Raw genomic sequence first — 18,317 nt, forward strand, 5'->3', positions numbered from 1 at the left:
GATTGCGGTTTAACATTCGACACGAATGTTGGCTGGTGAGCAGCCATCGCGAGCAGGCTCGCTCCCACATTGGTCTTAAGTGAATTCGAGTCTAGCGATACGCCGTGGTGATCCCTTGGCGTTCTTCGATGCATTCCGGCGCGCCCATCTCGAATTCCCGGCAGATCAGCGGGCGTTTTTCGTAGATGGTGCACATCATGCTGTTGCGGTCCAGCGCCGCACACCAGCCGTCATCCAGCCGCAGCATGACTTCCCCACCCCAATCATCGGTATCGATAAAACGTTCAGGCACGCCTGTGTCCGTGATCAGCATCACTTCGAGCTGGCAGCAGCATGCCGCGCAGGTCGAGCACGTGACGGCCGATTCGGCGATTTGCGTGTGGGGAATGGTTTTCATGGCGCGCAGTGTAAGGCAGTGGGGCGATGCTGTGTGAAAGGCCTGACGGACGCTAGCTGCGCGTGTCTGACGCCAGCCGCTGGGCCATGAAGTGCAAGGTGGGAAATAGTCCTGCCCAGAGCACTGCAATGCCCAGCAGCGTTGGCACCTCACCGTAGGGGAACTGCACGCCAGCCAGTTGTCCGCCGGCGTAATACGACAACGGCCCACCCACGGCGCCCAGCAAGCTGGCGAGCCACCATGGATTAGCGCTCCATTGCAGGCAATGACGCAGCGTGGTTGCCAGTAATGCCCACAACAGCATCAGCCAAAGCGGAATCAAGGGCGCGATCTGTTTGAACTCGAACACGCCCAGCCAGCGCAGTGAACTGTCGACGGTGGTGCCCAGCAGCACAATGCTGAGGATCAATCGGCCTTCATCGGCCCAACGACTTATCCACAGCAGATGAATCACCAGCGCCGTGAGCGCCACCAACAACCACAGACTGTCACCTCCGAGCACGCAGGCAAACCAGCCAAGCTGAAACAACAGGGCATTGGCGAGGCGTTCAAGCATCAAAGCGGCCCAGCAGTGGCGCCGGCATCGCCGACGGTTTAGCCAACAACAGTTGCGCGGTGCCAATGGTGCGCTCCAGAAATCCCCCTTCGCAGTAGCACAGGTAAAATTCCCACAGCCGCAAGAACGCCTCGTCGTAGCCCAATTCACTCAGGCGACCGTGGGCGCGGCGAAAATTCTCGTGCCACAGGCGCAGGGTTCGTGCGTAGTGCAGGCCGAAATCTTCCATGTGCAACAGGTTCATGTCGGTGTCGCGACTGATGACTTCCAGCATCTTCTGCACACAGGGCAGGGCGCCGCCGGGAAAGATGTAACGCTGAATGAAGTCGACGCTGCCTTTGGCCTGCTCGTACCGTTGTTCGCGGATAGTGATCGCCTGCAGGAGCATCAAGCCGTTACTTTTGAGCAGGTGCGCGCATTGCTTGAAATACACCGGCAAGAAGCGATGCCCCACCGCCTCAATCATTTCGATCGACACCAGTTTGTCGTACTGCCCGGTGAGGTCGCGGTAATCCTTGAGCAGTAGCGTGACCTGGTCTTGCAGGCCAAGGGATTCGATTCGTTGTGCGGTATACGCGTACTGCTCTTTTGAAAGCGTGGTGGTGGTGACCTTGCAGCCGTATTGCTGTGCCGCATAGAGCGCCATGCTGCCCCATCCGGTGCCGATTTCCAGCAAGTGGTCGCTCGGTTTCAGCGCGAGTTTTTGGCAGATCCGTTCCAGTTTGTTCAGTTGGGCCTGCTCCAGGGTGTCTTCGTCCGTGAGGAACTGCGCGGCTGAATACATCATGGTCGGGTCGAGAAACTGCTCAAACAGGTCGTTGCCCAGGTCGTAGTGCGCCGCGATGTTTTTCTGCGAGCCCTCGCGGGTGTTGCGATTGAGCCAGTGCAGGCCTTGAACGAACGGCCGGCCAAGCTTTGCCAAGCCACCTTCCAGCGCATCGAGCACCTCAAGGTTGCTGACAAAAACACGCACCACAGCGGTCAGGTCCGGCGAAGTCCAGTAGCCGTGGATAAACGCTTCGCCGGCGCCGATCGATCCATTGCTGGCTACCAGTCCCCACGCAGCCGCGTCGAGAATATGGATTTCCCCCAGCAAATGACTGCCCGCGTTACCGAAGACCTGCCTGTCGCCGTCCTCGATGACCACCAGTTGCCCGTGTTGCAGATGCGCCAGTTGCCGCAACACACCGCGGCGCAGTAACGATCCGGTCAGGCCGTGGGTGCTGAGCAGATTGAATTTGGCCGAAGCACTAGAGGATTTCATGACGGCGATCCTTGGGCGGAATCAGGGCGGTTTTAAAGCTGCCATCGGCAGCCTGATGAGCAAAGATCGGCATACGCTTGAGCAGCAAGCGCAGGGCCTGCCAGTAGATCGCCAGACAGGTTTTCGCTGTCATCCAGGGAAAACGCCACAGGTAACGGTGCAGGCTGCGGCGATCCAGCGTTTCGCGTTTGAGGTTGAGCGTGGCGTCGAACACTTTCAGTTCGCCCTGCCAGTCCGCCATGTGCACGCCAAGCTTTTGCGCGGCCGGGCTGAAGCTCATTCGGTATTCCAGATCCGGAGGCAAAAACGGCGACACGTGAAATGCCTTCGCCACGGCGAAATGCTGATGGAAATCGCCAAGGTCCTCCGGGGCTTTGGCTGGCAGGACATAGTGATATCGCTCGCGCCACGGGGTGTTAGTGACTTCACAGAGAATTGCCGCCAGTTGCCCGTCTGCTTCATGGCAGTAGAAAAAACTCACCGGGTTGAACGACAGGCCCCAACTGCGTGGCTGGGTCAGCAGACAGATCGAACCTTGTGGCGCGTGGCCAATGGCTTGGCTGACAAGGGTTCGCACCGCATCAATCAGAGGCGTGCCGCTGCCGGTATAGGTTTTCAGATAATCGCTCTGGCGAAATGAAAACGGCGCAAAGCGACTGCGCCCCGAGAGCGGGGACAGGCCGAGCACGGCGTCTTGCTCGCTGAGGTCCAGGTACAGCAGGCCGATCCGGTAACGGAATGCATGAGGCTTGGGGACGAATCGCCGATGGGCGATCCAGCCGCTATAGAGGGCGCTGTTCACAACACCTCTCCAAACGAGCGCGCCACGCGCAAGGCGCTGACCACGCCGTCTTCATGAAAGCCGCTGGCCCAATAGGCGCCGCAATACCAAGTGTGTTGCGCGCCATCCAGTTCTTCCCAGCGGTTTTGCGCGGTGACGGCAGCCAGGCTGTATTGCGGATGGGCGAAGGTGGTTTTGGCGAGCACTTTGCCCGGGCTGATGCCGGCGCTCTGATTGAGGCTGACGCAGAACGTGGTATCGCTCTGGATGCCCTGCAAAATGTTCATGTCATAGGTGACCGCAGTCCGTATGTGGCCGGGACCGCCGAGTCGATAATTCCAGCTGGCCCAGGCCAGTTTTCGCACGGGCAACAGGCCTGTGTCGGTGTGCAGCACCACTTCGTTGTCGGCGTAGGGCAGGGCACCGAGAATGGAGCTTTCGGCATCGCTGGGCTTGGCCAGCAACTTCAGGGCTTGATCGCTGTGGCACGCAAAGACCACTTTGTCGAATCGCTCGCTGCCGGCGGCGCTGTGGATGATTACACCTGCTTCGTCGCGCTCGACCCGGGTCACTGGGCAGTTGAGGCGGATGTTGTCTTTGAAGCTCGCCGTCAATGGCTTGATGTAAGCACTGGAACCACCTTCAATTACCTGCCATTGCGGGCGATTATTGACGGACAGCAGGCCGTGGTTCTTGAAGAACCTGATAAAGAATTGCAGCGGGAACCCCAGCATGTCGGCCATGGACATCGACCAGATCGCGGCCCCCATCGGCACGATGTAATGCAGGATGAATCGCTCGCCGTAGCCGTTGGTTTTCAGGTATTGGTCCAGCGTGATGTCGGCAGCGATGCGGCCTTCATCCAGGTCGCGCCGGGCTTGTTTGTTGAAGCGCAGGATGTCGCGCAGCATGCCCCAGAACCCTGGCGACAACAGGTTTCGACGTTGGGCGAACAGGCTGTTGAGGGTATTGCCGTTGTACTCCAGGCCTGAGTCCGGGTCCGTGACCGAAAAGCTCATTTGCGTCGGCTTGAACGCCACCCCGATCTGACCCAGCAGGCGAATGAAATTGGGGTAGGTCCAGTCGTTGAAGACGATGAAACCCATGTCCACGGCGTGGCGCTGGCCATCGACGCTCACGTCCTCGGTGTGCGTGTGCCCACCGATCCTGTCGCTGGCCTCGAAGAGGGTGATCTCGTGACTGCGATTGAGCAGGTAGGCGCTGGTCAGCCCCGAGATGCCACTGCCGATAATGGCGATGTTCATGGCACATCCTGCATCGGTGGAGGTCTGCGCACCATACGCTTGCCGATTGCCAGTTTGACGCGGTTGGGCATTTTCGACAGTGGCCAGAGAACCGCCATGAACAGCCCCGGAAAGGCGATTTCCAGTGGGTGGTGTTTGAGTTTGGCGAAGATGTGCCGGGCGGCTTTGGCGACCGGCCAACTGAGCGGCATCGGGAAGTCGTTTTTCGCGGTCAGCGGCGTTTCGACAAACCCCGGGCTGACCACCGTGACATCGATGCCTTCGGGCGCAAGATCAATGCGCAGGGATTCGAACAGGTAACGCAACCCGGCCTTCGATGCGCCATAGGCTTCGGCCCGCGGAAGCGGCAGGTACGTCACCGAACTAGCCATACCGACGAGATGCGCCGCCGTGCCCTTGCGTAGCAGCGGCAACGCGGCCTCGATGCAATAGGCGCTCGCCAGCAGGTTGGTGCGCACCACGTGCTCGACAATCGACGAATCGAACTGCTGAACGTCGACGTATTCGCAGGTGCCAGCGTTGAGAATGACGGTGTCCAGAGAGCCCCATTGCCGGGCAATTTGCTCACCGATCTCGCGTACTTCCTGGCTGTTGGTCAGGTCTCCCGGTACCACCAGCACTTGCCCGGGATAGCGCTGGGACAGAACTTTCAATACCGCTGTAGTGCGCGAACTCACGGCCAGATGAGCGCCGGTCTTCAGAATTTCTTCGGCCAGCGAGGCGCCGATGCCACTGCTGGCTCCGGTCAGCCAGTACCGCCGTGGAGGTACAAGATTCATCCCATTCTCCTTTTCAGCCAGGCAATCGCCCGACCCAATACGGGTAAATGTTCGTAAAGCAGTGCCCCGGCATCGAAATAATCCCGTTGGCAATAAACCTTGTCGCGCCAGCGCAGGTGCGAGCATCCTTCGACGCGAATCAGCCGGCCGCCCCCCAGGCGTGGATGACGGTAGCTCATGATCCAGCGCAAGTAACCCTCGCCATCGCCAATCTGGTCAAAGCCGTGAAAGTCGAAACGCAGGTCGCTGACGTTGGCGTAGAGCTCGCCGAAGTAGTGGCTCAGTTGTCCGAGACCTTGCACTTCGTGCAGAGGATCGGTGAAGCGCACGTCGTCGGTGTAAAGCTCACCCAGACGCTGCAAATTGTCTTTGTTCAACTGCACGAAGAGCTGGGCAAAACGCCGCAGGAAATCACTCATGAGCCCCTCCTGCGTCTTGTCGTGATGGCAGGTTTTTGAACGCGGCCAAGGCCCGCTGGCGTGAAGTGCTGAGGTTGACGATCGGTGATGGATAATCTGCCACGCCGAACAGGCCGCCAAGGTTCGCCGGGTTGTGCACTTCTTTTTTGTTCAGACCGGCCAGTTCTGGAAGCCAGTGCTTGATGAACACGCCTTCGGCGTCGAACTTCTCCGACTGGCTCAGCGGATTGAAAATACGGAAATAGGGCGCTGAGTCAGTCCCTGTCGAAGCACTCCACTGCCAGCCACCGTTGTTCGCCGCCAGGTCGCCGTCGATCAAGTGGCGCATGAAAAAACGTTCGCCCTCACGCCAGTCGATCAGCAGGTTCTTGGTCAGGAACATCGCCACTACCATGCGCAAGCGATTGTGCATCCAGCCGGTCTCGAGCAGTTGGCGCATGGCGGCGTCGATGATCGGCAGGCCGGTGCGGGCTTCTTGCCAGGCGGCCAGTTCCTCTGGGGCATCGCGCCAGGCCAACGCTTCGGTTTCAGGGCGGAAGGCGCGGTGACGCGAAACACGTGGGTAGCCCACCAGAATGTGTTTATAGAACTCACGCCACAACAGTTCATTGATCCAGGTGACCGCGCCGACCTTGCCGCTTTCGAACTCGCCCTGATTGCTGTGCAGTGCGGCGTGCAAACACTGGCGAGGGGAAATCACGCCGGCGGCGAGATACGCCGAGAGTTGACTGGTGCCGGGTTTGGCCGGGAAGTCGCGCTCGTTCTTGTAATAGTCGATCTGGGCATCGGCGAAGGAGTCGAGGCGCCGGCAGGCCTCGCGTTCACCGGCCGGCCAGAGCGCGCGCAAGCTGTCGCCCGGGGTTTCGAAACCGGGAACGTTTGACGGGATCAGGTCGCTGCTGATCGCCAGCGGCGTCTGCGCAGCGGGGGCTGCAACCAACCGGGGGAGCGAACGGTGGAGGCGCTCGTAACAGACCTTGCGGAACTGGCTGAACACCTGGAAATACGTACCGGTCTTGGTCAGCACAGTGCCCGGCTTGAACAGCAATTGATCGAGGTAACTAGAGAAGTCGATGCCGTTGGCTTTCAGCGTTTCAGCCACGGCCGTGTCACGACGGCTCTCATGAATGCCGTATTCCTCGTTGACGTGCACCGCGTCGATCTTCAATTGCCGACACAGATCGAGCAGCACTTTGGGAGCATCATCCCAGCGCGACGCCTCGCGGATCAGCAAGGGGATGTTCAGCTCGGCCAACTCGCGGCTAAGCTCACTGAGGTTGCGTAGCCAGAAATCCACTTTGCACGGCGCGTCATCGTGCTCCAGCCATTGCTCGGGGCTCAACAGGTAAACCGCCACTGTCGGGCCGCGCTCGGCGGCCGCCGACAGGGCGGTGTTGTCATGCAGGCGCAAGTCGCTGCGCAGCCAGATCAATTGCATGGTGGTGTCCGCACGTTTCATTTAAATAAGTCCTCGCTGAACCAGGTCCTGTTGGGCCGATAACGGGTCTTCGGCCAAGAACAAATCAGCGATCTCACTGGTTTTTACGGACAACTCGGCGAGGTGGATGCATACCGTTGGTCCGGCAATCATTTTTGGGCAACTGATGCCGTTCAATAGTTTCGGCAGCTGCGCAAGATTCATGGCTTTGCTGGAATACAGCAGTACGCCGCGTGCTTGCAGGTGATCGACCGCCAAGGCGAGTTCACCCGCCGGCAGTGGCCAGTCGAAGACTTCCACTGGGCAATCGGCGCTGCTGACCAGCCAGGCGGTGAGCCACAGGTGAGGTTCCAGTGGCAGGTCCGATTGATTGATCAACAGCAGCGGCGCAGTGCGCAACTGGCGATTGTTATGGTAGATGCGCGCACCGAATTTGCTGCGCAGCCAGGAATAGAAAAACACGCGTTCCATCTGCGCGCCGAACTGGCCCTGCCAGCGTTGTTCCAGTTCTGCCAGTAATGGCATCAGCAGTTGTTCGCACAATGTGCGGGGCGGATACAGCGCCATGGCCTGGTTGACGGTGTCATCCAGGGTGCGTTCGTTGAGGTGTGTGACGGCCTGCAGCAACGTCTGGCAGAGCACCTGCCAGTCGTTCTCGACGACTTCGGAAAAGGCCTGGGGCGTATCGAGCAGTTGCTTGACCTGGCTGACGGCGACACCGCGATTGAGCCAGGTCAGAATCGTCAAAATCCGTTGCACGTGTTCGGCAGAAAACAGGCGATGACCCTTGGGCGTGCGCTGGGGCACGATCAGGCCATAACGCCGCTCCCAGGCTCGCAGTGTCACGGCGTTGACTCCGGTTTGGCGCGCTACTTCACGTATCGGCAGCCAGCCTTCGTCCAGGGCTTTCTTGAAGTCGGCGCCCAGGTCTTCGATGGCGCTGCTGTCGAGGGGGCTTTTCATGACATTGCCATTAAATTGCGTTTCGCAGGCTGAGGTTTTCCGGGTGCGGCTGCAGGTAAACCTGCTGCGCAATGTACGGATCCGGGTGTTGGCGAAAGAAATGTTTGAGCAGAGTCAGTGGCACCACCAGCGGAACGATGCCGTGGCGATACTGGCCAATGACGTGCTGCATTTCCTGTTTGTCTTCAGGGCTGATGGCTTGTTTGAGATAGCCACTGATGTGTTGCAGGACGTTGGTGTGGGTGCGGCGTGTGGCGCATTTTTTCAATGCCGCCATCAACTCGCTGAAATAGCGCGGGCCCAGTTCCTGCGGATCGGTCTGCCCCATGTTGCCCAGCAGATTACCCAGGGTTTTGTATTGCACCGGGTTGTGGGCCATCAACAGGTATTTGTAACGCGAGTGAAAGTCGGTCAGGCCACGGCGGGTCAGGCCTTCCTGCAACAGTTGCTGCCAGGCACTGTAGGCGAACACCCGGGTGAGAAAGTTTTCGCGCAATACCGGGTCGTTGAGCCGACCGTCTTCTTCCACCGGCAAGTCGGGGTGCAGCGTGCAGAACGCCTGGGCGTAAATGCCGCGTCCACCCCCGTCCACCGGAGAACCGTTAGGGTGATAGACCTTGACCCGATCGAGGCCGCAGGACGGGGATTTCTGCATGAAGATGTAGCCGCAGATATCGTCCAGTTCCGCGGCCATTTTCTGTCCGTACTCGGCGAGCGGTCGGGTAACGTTGATCTGGGGATTGACGGTGCCGACCGCCTCGGGATGGTCACCATTGCCGACCAACCGAATCGGTTCGCGCGGTATGCCAAGGCCAATGGCGACTTCGGGGCACACTGGAACAAACTCGAAATAGTCAGTCAGGGTTCGGCTGCACAACCGTGATTCCTTGTGCCCACCATTGAAGCGCACCTCAGCCCCCATCAAGCAGGCGCTGATGGCGATTTTCGGTTTGGTCGCTGGCTGTTCGCACATTGGAAACACCTCGAATCTAAACCTGTACAAAGTGATGGCTCTGTACAACATGACTTCATCATAGGTTCAAAGGTGTACAAGTCAAATTGTTTGTATAAGTTTTTCGCGGAGGGGCATTTCCGGCGTGGGCGCTATTTCCAGCCCGACAACCAGGTGTCGCTGTCTTTGAGGGCTTGCCATTCGAGTCGCTGATTGCGTTGGGTCAACACTGCCTGCAACTCGACGGTCAGCACAGTGCCCGCCTCATCGCGGAACAGCTCGGTCACCAGAAAGTGTTTTTCGCGCTTTTGCGGGTGGGCTGCTGTCCATTTCGACAGCAGCAATTTGCTGGGGTTAATGCGGTTCATTGCAAGTGTTCATGCAAGCGGCGAGCGGCTTCCTGACCGCTGAGCCAGGCGCCTTCGACACGCCCGGACAAGCACCAGTCGCCACACACGTACAAGCCCAGATCGGCGTCCGCCAGTGCGCCCCATTCATGACTGCTGGCGGGGCGGGCGTAGAGCCAGCGGTGGGCCAGGCTGAAGGTCGGGGCGGGCATGGAATCGTGCAACAGTTCGGCGAACGCGCCGTGCAATTGCTCGATCACCGCTTCCTTGGACAGGTCGATGTGTTGCCGGCTCCAGGCGCTTGTGGCGTGCAGCACCCAAGTGTCCATGGTGTTGTCGCGTCCCGGCTTGCTGCGGTTGCGAGCCAGCCAGTCCAGTGGGCTGTCCTGCACGAAGCAACCTTCCATGGGGGTGTCCAGCGGCGTATCGAACGCCAGCGCGACCGCCCAGGTCGGTTCCATTTTGACCCCGGCGGCGGCGCCTGCCAGTTTCGAGGCGGCAGCCAGCAAAGCTGTGGCCTGAGGGGCTGGCGTTGCGATGATCACGTGGCTGAACGGACCATGCGTGAAGCCTTCGGCGTCTTGCAGATGCCAGTGTTCTTCACCGCGATAGACCTCAGTGATCCGGCAAGCGAAATGCACTTCCAGGTCGCCGAGCAAGCCGCGCGTGATGGCGCTCATGCGGGGTGTGCCGACCCAGCGGGTCTGTTCATCGGGCGACAGATTGAGCTGGCCGCCATGGAAGGTGTAAAGCTGCGGCGTCCATTCGGCGACCCAGCCTTTGGCTTGCCAGCGCTGGACCTCGGTGACGAAGCGACGGTCGCGGGCAGTGAAATACTGGGCGCCCATGTCCAGAGCACCCGCATCACTGCGCTTGCTCGACATGCGTCCGCCACTGCCGCGGCTTTTATCGAAAAGTTGAACGACATGCCCGACGTCTGTCAGGGCTTGAGCGGCTGAGAGCCCGGCGATGCCGGTGCCGATGATTGCGATAGGTACAGTCATAGGGGCCTCGTTTACCTTTCTGTACAGACTACGCTTTGGTTTAAACCTGTACAATATTGTTTTCTGGTATAACTTTTAGCGTTCTCGATCTGACAGCTTGGCCTATTGTTAAACACAGAGCCTGCCCGATACCAAAGATCCCTGCTTATAAAAATAGACTAGTGATCAGGGTAAAACGCCACGCGAGGAAGAAGTCATGCACATATTGCTGACCGGCGGTACTGGTTTGATAGGACGTCAACTCTGCCGACACTGGTTGAGTCAGGGGCATCGTCTGACTGTCGTGAGTCGTACACCTGCCAAAGTCGCGAAAATTTGCGGTGCCCAGGTGCGAGGTATCACGCAGCTCCAGGAGCTGGGGCAAGAGCCCGTGGACGCGATTATCAACCTGGCGGGCGCGCCCATCGCCGACCGGCCATGGACGTCCAGACGCAAAGCCTTGCTCTGGAGCAGTCGCATCACCCTGACCGAAACCTTGCTGGCCTGGCTCGAAACCCGTGAGCAAAAACCGCAGGTATTGATCTCCGGTTCCGCAATTGGCTGGTATGGCGACGGTGGCGAGCGGGAGCTGACGGAAGTGTCTGCGCCGGTCATCGATGATTTCGCCAGTCAGTTGTGCATTGCCTGGGAAGAAACTGCCCAGCGCGCCGAAGCCCTGGGCGTTCGCGTGGTGCTGATTCGAACCGGGTTGGTGCTGTCTGCCGAGGGCGGCTTTTTGTCGCGCCTGTTGCTGCCGTTCAAGCTGGGGCTGGGCGGGCCTCTGGGCAGTGGTCGGCAATGGATGCCATGGATTCATATCGACGATCAAATCGCCCTGATTGATTTTCTTCTGCATCGCAATGACGCCAGCGGTCCATATAATGCTTGCGCGCCTAAACCGGTGCGCAACAGCGAGTTCGCCAAGACACTGGGCAGCGTGCTGCACCGCCCGGCGTTCATGCCGATGCCGGCCCTGGCTTTGAAAGTGTGCCTGGGCGAATTGTCACTGCTGTTGCTGGGAGGGCAGAAAGCCTTGCCGGTGCGCTTGCTGGAAGCGGGATTCACTTTCCAGTTCACTGATTTGCGCGCGGCCCTGGACGATCTGTCCAGCCGCCTTTGAAATAGGACGTTGCATGACCGATCACGCATTGCTTCTGGTCAACCTGGGTTCACCTGCTTCCACGTCGGTGGCGGACGTACGCAGTTACCTCAACCAATTTCTGATGGACCCGTATGTGATCGACCTGCCATGGCCGGTGCGCCGTCTACTGGTGTCGCTGATCCTGATCAAGCGTCCGGAACAGTCGGCCCACGCCTATGCCTCGATCTGGTGGGAGGAGGGCTCGCCACTGGTGGTGCTCAGCCGCCGCCTGCAACAGGCGATGACTGCCCAGTGGAGCCACGGGCCGGTGGAGCTGGCAATGCGTTACGGCGAACCGTCGATCGAGTCGAAACTGCTGCAACTGGCGGCCCAGGGCCACAAAAGAATCACCCTCGCGCCGCTTTATCCACAGTTCGCCGACAGCACCGTGACCACGGTGATCGAGGAAGCCAAGCGGGTGGTGCGCGAGCATTCTCTCGACGTGCAGTTCTCGATTCTCCAGCCGTTCTATGATCAGCCGGAATACCTCGACGCATTGGTGGCCAGTGCCAAGCCCTATCTGGAGCAGGACTACGATCACCTGCTGCTGAGTTTTCACGGGCTGCCGGAGCGGCACCTGACCAAGCTGGATCCGACGGGCAAGCATTGCTTCAAGAACGAGGAATGCTGCAAGAACGCTTCGCCGCAGTCATTGGCCACTTGCTATCGCGCGCAGTGCTTGCGCACGGCGTCGGAGTTTGCCAAACGCCTGGGGCTGTCGAAGGGAAAGTGGTCGGTGTCTTTCCAGTCGCGTCTGGGCCGTGCGAAATGGATCGAACCCTATACCGAAGCACGCCTCGATGAATTGGCTGGAATGGGCGTGAAAAAAGTCTTGGTGATGTGCCCGGCGTTCGTTGCCGATTGCATCGAGACGCTGGAAGAGATTGGTGATCGCGGGCGGGAATTATTTCGCGAAGCGGGGGGAGAGGAGTTGGTGCTGGTGCCCTGCCTCAACGACGATCCGCAGTGGGCGCGGGCATTGAACGCCTTGTGCGAACGAGCGCCGTTGGCGCTTTGATGATCGTTCCCACGCTCTGCGTGGGAATGCAGCCCGTGACGCTCCGCTTCACTGGACGCGGAGCGTCCCTAGAGGCATTCCCACGCAGAGCGTGGGAACGATCAGTTCACTCAGAGCAAAGTCTCGTTCGCCTTCTTGTGCTTCCAGCTGTCATTGCCTGGCAGCAGCAGGTTCAGCGCAATCGCCACCACCGCGCACAGCGCGATGCCTTTTAGGCCGAAGTCGTCGGGGCCAGTTCCGGTGCCGACCAGCACACCGCCAATGCCGAACACCAGGGTCACCGACACAATCACCAGATTGCGCGCTTCGCCCAAGTCGATCTTGTGGCGAATCAGGGTGTTCATCCCCACTGCGGCGATCGAACCGAACAGCAGGCACAGAATCCCGCCCATCACCGGCACCGGAATGCTTTGCAGCAGCGCGCCGAACTTGCCGATAAACGCCAGGCTGATGGCAAAGATCGCCGCCCAGGTCATGATTTTCGGGTTGTAATTTTTGGTCAGCATCACCGCGCCCGTCACTTCGGCGTACGTAGTGTTGGGTGGGCCGCCGAACAAGCCCGCCGCGGTGGTGGCAATGCCATCGCCGAGCAGCGTGCGGTGCAGGCCGGGTTTCTTCAGGTAATCGCGGCCGGTCACGCTACCGACGGCGATCACGCCACCGATGTGTTCGATGGCTGGAGCCAGTGCCACCGGAACGATGAACAGAATCGCCTGCCAGTTGAACTCCGGCGCCGTGAAGTGCGGAATGGCGAACCACGGTGCGGCGGCAATCTTCGCGGTGTCGACCACGCCGAAGTAGAACGCCATGCCAAACCCCACCAACACGCCGGAGATGATTGGCACCAGGCGGAAGATGCCTTTGCCGAACACCGCAACGATCAGGGTGGTCAGCAACGCTGGCATCGAGATCAGCATCGCTGTCTGGTAGTGAATCAGCTCGGTGCCATCGCCGGCCTTGCCCATTGCCATGTTGGCGGCGATGGGTGCCATGGCCAGGCCGATGGAGATGATCACCGGACCGATCACGACCGGAGGCAACAAGCGGTCAATGAAACCGGTGCCTTTGATCTTCACGGCCAGGCCGAGGAAGGTGTAGACGAAACCCGCCGCCATGACACCGCCCATCGTCGCCGCGAGGCCGAACTGGCCCTTGGCAAGAATGATCGGAGTGATGAAGGCAAAGCTCGACGCCAGGAACACCGGCACCTGACGCCCGGTGACGATCTGGAACAGAATCGTCCCCAGGCCTGCGGTGAACAGCGCCACGTTCGGATCCAGGCCGGTAATCAGCGGCATCAACACCAGGGCGCCGAAGGCCACGAACAGCATCTGTGCGCCAGACAGCACCGTGCGCCAGAGCGGATCGTTGAACTCTTGCTGCATGCTCAAGCGTCCTTCTGCTTGGTACCGAAGATCTTGTCACCGGCATCGCCCAAGCCTGGAATGATGTAGCCGTGTTCGTTGAGTTTTTCATCGATGGAGGCGGTGTAGATCATCACGTCCGGGTGAGCCTTCTCCACGGCGGCGATGCCTTCCGGCGCGGCCACCAGCACCATGGCGCGAATGTCGCGGCAACCGGCCTTTTTCAGCAGGTCGATGGTGGCGACCATGGAACTGCCGGTGGCGAGCATCGGGTCGATGATCATTGCCAGGCGCTCGTTGATTTCCGGGACGAGTTTTTCCAGGTAGGTGTGGGCCTGCAGGGTCTGTTCGTTGCGGGCCACGCCCACGGCGCTGACTTTGGCGCCCGGGATCAGGCTCAGTACGCCTTCGAGCATGCCGATGCCGGCACGCAGGATCGGCACCACGGTAATTTTCTTGCCGGCGATTTTCTCGACCGATACGGTGCCGCACCAGCCTTCGATGTCGTAGGCTTCCAGCGGCAGGTCTTTGGTGGCTTCGTAAGTCAGCAGGGCGCCGACTTCCTGAGCAAGCTCACGGAAATTCTTGGTGCTGATGTCTGCACGGCGCATCAGGCCTAGTTTATGACGGATCAGCGGATGGCGGATCTCTTGGATGGGCATGGGGAAAGGCTCCGGCGGCGGGCAAAAAAACCGGCCTAGATTAATCTATCCGAGGGTGTTGTCCTATAGACATTCAGTACGTTAGTCCACAAACGCTTGATCTGGCCTCTCTTGATGCGTACCTTTGCCCGCTTTTCCTGAATCCGTCCCGCCCCTCACCCCCTGGAGAGCGCCATGTCTGCTGATCTCGAGCATATCCGTCAAATCATGCGAGAGGCTGACTGCCTGTACACCGAAGCTGAAGTCGAGGCGGCCATCGCCCGCGTCGGTGCGCACATTAACGAAGAACTGGCTGACAGCAATCCGGTGGTGTTCTGCGTGATGAACGGTGGCCTGATTTTCGCTGGCAAATTGCTCACCCATCTGCAATTCCCGCTGGAAGCGTCCTACCTGCACGCTACCCGCTATCGCAACGAAACCAGCGGCGGCGACCTGTTCTGGAAGGCCAAGCCGGAAGTGTCGTTCATTGACCGTGACGTGCTGATCATCGACGACATCCTCGACGAAGGTCACACCCTGGGCGCGATCATCGATTTCTGCAAACACGCCGGCGCGCGCAAAGTGCACACCGCCGTGCTGATCGACAAGGACCACGACCGCAAGGCTCGCCCGGACCTCAAAGCCGATTTCGTCGGCCTGCCGTGCATCGACCGATATATCTTCGGTTACGGTATGGACTACAAAGGCTACTGGCGTAACGCTAACGGTATCTTCGCAGTTAAAGGGATGTAAGGAATGACCACGCCGCGTTTTCTCGATCAAACCCTGTTCACCGAATTGGCCGAGAAAGCCGCGGCCAATCCTCGTGGGCGTCAGCATCACAACTTCCACCAGATGGAAGACGCCTGCCATCGCATGGCGGTAGGCTTACAGCTGAACACCTATATCGCGCCTCATCGGCATTTGGGTGAAAACAAGGCCGAAACCTTGTTGGTCCTCAAAGGACGGCTGGGCGTGCTGATCTTCGACGAGACCGGCGTAGTGTTGAACAAGCAAGTCCTGCAGGCCGGTGGCAATTGTGTGGGTGTGGACCTGCCGACCGGTATGTTCCATAGCCTGGTGGTACTGGAAGCCGACAGCCTGATGTTCGAGTGCAAGGCCGGTCCTTACCGCCCGGTGGGTGAGGGAGAGCTTGCGCACTGGGCTCCGCGCGAAGGTGAGCCTGGTGTGGCCGAATATCAGGCGTGGATGCGTGCGCAGTTCGATTGAGCCGTGCGCTCAATTTTCCTCGGCCAGCCAGCGTTCGCTTTTGCGACGAGCCTGTTCCAGGTTGTTCACGTAGGCCAACTGACGCTGTTCCCGATGGATGCCCGCGCGCCTGAGCTTCAAGCGAACCCTTGGAGTGGTCGCCACCAGAATCAGGCCGATGCCGTCCGTGCGGTAATCCCTCAGGATATTGTCGAACGCCGCCAGCGCTGTCATGTCCAGCATCGGCACGGCGCTCATCTCGACGATCACCACTTTGACCTCCGGACTGAATTTGCGTAGCACTCCCAAGGCTTTTTCAGCAGCGCCGAAGAACAGCGGCCCGCGTATCGCATAGCAACGAACATGTTCCGGCATGTCCTGCAAGGCTTGATGGAAGGCGCGGGGCAGTTCGGCGGTGTCGGTGAGGTCGCTCATGCGTTTGATAAATAACCCGGCGGCCAGCAGCAGGCCGACGGCGACGGCCATCACCATGTCGAACAATACCGTCAGGCTCAGGCAGGTCAACAAGACCAGCACATCACTGCGAGGCGCGATGCGCAGGGTATGCAGCACGTGCCGGGCCTCGCTCATGTTCCACGCCACCATGATCAGCAATGCTGCCAGTGCAGCCATCGGCAAGTAGCTGAAAAGCGGTGCGAGGACGAGTATTGCCATCAGCACCACGGCGCTATGAATAATGGCGGCCAGTGGCGAAAAGGCTCCGCTGCGCACGTTGGTGGCACTTCGGGCAATGGCTGCGGTGGCGGTAATGCCGCCGAACAACGGTGCGATCAGGTTGCCCAGGCCCTGGCCCAGCAGTTCTGCGTTGGGATCGTGTTTGCTGCCGGTCATGCCATCCGCCACCACCGCACATAACAAGGATTCGATGGCGCCGAGCATGGCGATGGCGAACGCCGGGGCCATTAATTGGCGGATCAAGTCATAAGACAGGTGCAGAGGTTGGCCGTCGGGACCGGGCAGATTCCACGGCCAATCAAAGCTTGGCAGGAACGGCGGAATGCCGGGATGGCTGACGCCCTCGACCATGTAGCTGAAACGCTCACCCAATGTCGCCACCGCCAGCCCTTCGTGCTCCAACGCCAACCCCAGGAGCGCGCCGATGGTAAGCGCTACCAGATGCCCCGGAATCCTCGGCACCCACCGTGGCCAGACAATCAGAACGGCCAGGCATGTGAGGCCGATGATCCCGTCCCCTGGCCGGGCGCTGGGTAACGCCAGAATCAAAACGCCCAGCTGTTCGATGTAGTGTTCTGCGTGGCCGGCGGTGTTCAGGCCCAGCAAGTCCTTCAATTGCAGGGTGGCAATGACAATGCCGATCCCGGCGGTAAAGCCCAGAGTGACCGGGTACGGAATGTACTGAATCAACCGCCCGGCTCGAATCAGCCCCAGGACAATGAGGATGACGCCGGCAAGCATGGTGCAAAGCAGCAAGCCGCCGAGGCCATATTGTTGGGTGATGGGTAGCAGAATGACCACGAACGCGGCAGTCGGCCCACTGACATTGAAACGCGATCCGCCTGTCAGGGCGATCAGGGGCGCAGCGATCAGTACCGTATACAAACCTTGCTGGGGCGGTACACCTACGGCAATCGCCAGGGCCATGGCCAACGGGATGGCGATAATCCCTACCGTCACCCCGGCACTGATGTCGCCGCGTAAGCGCCTGAGGGTGTAGCCGGCGCGCCAGGTCTGACGCCAGGCCGCGAACAACGGGGGGACGGAGAACGTCATGAACACTCCCTAAAAGACGATGCACTGTTGAACGACGGCTGAAAGCTCGTCCAGCATCGCCAGCCTCGTACTGCGAAGTATTGACCTATATCGCCAATTCGCGCGGTTGATCCTCATGCTAGAGTGCTTGGCCTCGCCTTCGGAGCCCGTCATGAGCCTTTTGATCCGCAGCTGCGCCGCCCTGTTGCTGACCCTCAGCCTGCCACTGGCCGCCGCCCCGGCACCGATGCATGCGCAATTTCTGCCCCCGGACGACCTGACCCTGCGCGATGCCGAACCTGAGCAGCAACAACTGTTGCAGGTCACCGATTATTCGGTAGTGGTGGGCAGTCAACGCCAGTCCAACCAACAGCCGATCCCGGTCACGTCCCCTGTGTCGATTCGCCTCAAGGGCAAGTCCTTGAACAAGGGCGCAACGATCAATCAGGTGCTGGTCAACTTCGATGGCGAAAGCAAAAGCCTGAAAAAGCCGGCCTTCGACGATAAAAGCAAAACCCTGACGCTGTTTTACCCGATGGCGCAGTACCGGGTGGTGCTCGACTTGTTGCGCAATGACACGGTGTATTGCCAGTTCCTCAGTTACGCCAACGGCCATATCTGGGCGGATCTGCACACCGGCAGTGTTCGTGCGCGTTGAGCCCTGTGCCCGGGCGGGGGTAAACTGCCAGCCCCGTGAAATGTCTGCGAGCTGGAGTCGGCAATGCGTAAAGATAAGAAACAAGTGATTGGTGACGAGATCGGCGATGAGCAGATCAAGTTGTTCCTCGATTTCGAGCCGGTCGACGCCACTTCGCCGTCCCTGCACAAGCTGATCAAGGCCTACCGTGGTCTGCGCATCGACGATTTCGAGCGTTTCCTGACTTTCTTCGTCGAAGCCGGTCTTGATCTCGACGGTAAGGATGAGCATGGCAATGACTTCGTGGCTCTGATCAAGGACCAGCGCAATGCGGCCGAGTACATTGAGCTGATCGCCAAGGCTCGCGGTTAAGAACTTTTAAGCGGCACAAAAAAACGCCCCGCTCTCATTGAGAGCGGGGCGTTTTTTATC

Annotated in this window: 21 protein-coding genes; 6 read left to right on the forward strand and 15 right to left on the reverse strand. The window is 59.6% G+C overall.

Features of this window, described 5'->3' with window-relative positions:
• Nucleotides 1-91: 91 nt before the first annotated feature.
• From QRN31_RS25110 to QRN31_RS25165, 12 genes are all read right to left on the reverse strand, one after another.
• A complete protein-coding gene (locus QRN31_RS25110) occupies nt 92-397 on the reverse strand; it encodes a YkgJ family cysteine cluster protein (protein ID WP_208671463.1) in 306 nt (101 codons plus the stop codon).
• Nucleotides 398-449: 52 nt separating this feature from the next.
• On the reverse strand, nt 450-953 hold the full coding sequence (locus QRN31_RS25115) for a DUF2878 domain-containing protein (protein ID WP_285435222.1): 504 nt from the start codon (nt 951-953) through the stop codon (nt 450-452).
• On the reverse strand, nt 946-2,217 hold the full coding sequence (locus tag QRN31_RS25120) for an SAM-dependent methyltransferase (protein WP_285435223.1): 1,272 nt from the start codon (nt 2,215-2,217) through the stop codon (nt 946-948). The genes QRN31_RS25115 and QRN31_RS25120 overlap by 8 nt, the downstream gene beginning before the upstream one ends.
• The gene (locus tag QRN31_RS25125; RefSeq protein ID WP_285435224.1) at nt 2,204-3,019 is read right to left on the reverse strand and encodes a DUF1365 domain-containing protein; all 816 of its coding nucleotides are present in this window, start codon (nt 3,017-3,019) and stop codon (nt 2,204-2,206) included. Before QRN31_RS25125 ends, QRN31_RS25120 begins: the two co-directional genes overlap by 14 nt.
• Nucleotides 3,016-4,263: an NAD(P)/FAD-dependent oxidoreductase gene (locus tag QRN31_RS25130; RefSeq protein WP_285435226.1), complete on the reverse strand. Its 1,248-nt coding sequence runs from the start codon at nt 4,261-4,263 to the stop codon at nt 3,016-3,018. The genes QRN31_RS25125 and QRN31_RS25130 overlap by 4 nt, the downstream gene beginning before the upstream one ends.
• Nucleotides 4,260-5,042 (reverse strand): SDR family NAD(P)-dependent oxidoreductase, encoded by a 783-nt coding sequence (locus tag QRN31_RS25135; protein WP_285435228.1) that lies wholly within the window; start codon nt 5,040-5,042, stop codon nt 4,260-4,262. The genes QRN31_RS25130 and QRN31_RS25135 overlap by 4 nt, the downstream gene beginning before the upstream one ends.
• Entirely contained in the window at nt 5,039-5,461 is a 423-nt protein-coding gene (locus QRN31_RS25140) for a nuclear transport factor 2 family protein (RefSeq protein ID WP_285435230.1), read from the reverse strand. Before QRN31_RS25140 ends, QRN31_RS25135 begins: the two co-directional genes overlap by 4 nt.
• Nucleotides 5,454-6,899, reverse strand: a complete 1,446-nt coding sequence (phrB, locus tag QRN31_RS25145) for a deoxyribodipyrimidine photo-lyase (protein WP_285435331.1) — start codon at nt 6,897-6,899, stop codon at nt 5,454-5,456. Before phrB ends, QRN31_RS25140 begins: the two co-directional genes overlap by 8 nt.
• Before the next feature lie 21 nt (nt 6,900-6,920).
• The gene (locus QRN31_RS25150; RefSeq protein ID WP_285435232.1) at nt 6,921-7,862 is read right to left on the reverse strand and encodes a MerR family transcriptional regulator; all 942 of its coding nucleotides are present in this window, start codon (nt 7,860-7,862) and stop codon (nt 6,921-6,923) included.
• Nucleotides 7,863-7,872: 10 nt separating this feature from the next.
• Entirely contained in the window at nt 7,873-8,835 is a 963-nt protein-coding gene (locus QRN31_RS25155; protein WP_285435234.1) for a YbgA family protein, read from the reverse strand.
• Between the two features lie 131 nt (nt 8,836-8,966).
• Complete coding sequence (locus QRN31_RS25160) at nt 8,967-9,182, reverse strand: TIGR02450 family Trp-rich protein (protein WP_285435236.1); 216 nt, start codon at nt 9,180-9,182, stop codon at nt 8,967-8,969.
• On the reverse strand, nt 9,179-10,165 hold the full coding sequence (locus tag QRN31_RS25165; RefSeq protein WP_090180134.1) for an NAD(P)/FAD-dependent oxidoreductase: 987 nt from the start codon (nt 10,163-10,165) through the stop codon (nt 9,179-9,181). The genes QRN31_RS25160 and QRN31_RS25165 overlap by 4 nt, the downstream gene beginning before the upstream one ends.
• A 196-nt stretch (nt 10,166-10,361) precedes the next feature.
• On the opposite strand from QRN31_RS25165, the gene QRN31_RS25170 reads away from it, so the two are divergent.
• Both QRN31_RS25170 and hemH read left to right on the forward strand, forming a co-directional pair.
• Entirely contained in the window at nt 10,362-11,264 is a 903-nt protein-coding gene (locus tag QRN31_RS25170) for a TIGR01777 family oxidoreductase (RefSeq protein ID WP_285435238.1), read from the forward strand.
• Between the two features lie 13 nt (nt 11,265-11,277).
• Entirely contained in the window at nt 11,278-12,303 is a 1,026-nt protein-coding gene (gene hemH / locus QRN31_RS25175) for a ferrochelatase (RefSeq protein ID WP_285435239.1), read from the forward strand.
• A gap of 110 nt (nt 12,304-12,413) precedes the next feature.
• On the opposite strand, the gene QRN31_RS25180 is transcribed toward hemH, so the two are convergent.
• Both QRN31_RS25180 and upp read right to left on the reverse strand, forming a co-directional pair.
• A complete protein-coding gene (locus tag QRN31_RS25180; RefSeq protein ID WP_222588414.1) occupies nt 12,414-13,688 on the reverse strand; it encodes a uracil-xanthine permease family protein in 1,275 nt (424 codons plus the stop codon).
• A gap of 2 nt (nt 13,689-13,690) precedes the next feature.
• On the reverse strand, nt 13,691-14,329 hold the full coding sequence (gene upp / locus QRN31_RS25185; protein WP_222588413.1) for a uracil phosphoribosyltransferase: 639 nt from the start codon (nt 14,327-14,329) through the stop codon (nt 13,691-13,693).
• 174 nt (nt 14,330-14,503) lie between these two features.
• Here upp and QRN31_RS25190 point away from each other — a divergent pair, with 174 nt between their 5' ends.
• Both QRN31_RS25190 and QRN31_RS25195 read left to right on the forward strand, forming a co-directional pair.
• The gene (locus QRN31_RS25190) at nt 14,504-15,061 is read left to right on the forward strand and encodes a hypoxanthine-guanine phosphoribosyltransferase (RefSeq protein WP_090180149.1); all 558 of its coding nucleotides are present in this window, start codon (nt 14,504-14,506) and stop codon (nt 15,059-15,061) included.
• Between the two features lie 3 nt (nt 15,062-15,064).
• Complete coding sequence (locus QRN31_RS25195; protein WP_285435243.1) at nt 15,065-15,538, forward strand: WbuC family cupin fold metalloprotein; 474 nt, start codon at nt 15,065-15,067, stop codon at nt 15,536-15,538.
• A 9-nt stretch (nt 15,539-15,547) separates the two neighbouring features.
• Here QRN31_RS25195 and dauA read toward each other — a convergent pair whose 3' ends face one another.
• The gene (dauA, locus tag QRN31_RS25200; protein ID WP_285435244.1) at nt 15,548-17,269 is read right to left on the reverse strand and encodes a C4-dicarboxylic acid transporter DauA; all 1,722 of its coding nucleotides are present in this window, start codon (nt 17,267-17,269) and stop codon (nt 15,548-15,550) included.
• 151 nt (nt 17,270-17,420) lie between these two features.
• Between dauA and QRN31_RS25205 the strand changes: the two genes are divergently transcribed.
• Nucleotides 17,421-17,906, forward strand: coding sequence for a hypothetical protein (locus tag QRN31_RS25205; protein ID WP_285435246.1), 486 nt, complete (start codon nt 17,421-17,423; stop codon nt 17,904-17,906).
• Between the two features lie 63 nt (nt 17,907-17,969).
• A complete protein-coding gene (locus QRN31_RS25210) occupies nt 17,970-18,257 on the forward strand; it encodes a PA4642 family protein (protein WP_090180157.1) in 288 nt (95 codons plus the stop codon).
• The last annotated feature ends 60 nt before the right edge of the window (nt 18,258-18,317 follow it).

Source organism: Pseudomonas sp. fls2-241-R2A-110, from assembly GCF_030209165.1.
GTDB lineage: Bacteria > Pseudomonadota > Gammaproteobacteria > Pseudomonadales > Pseudomonadaceae > Aquipseudomonas.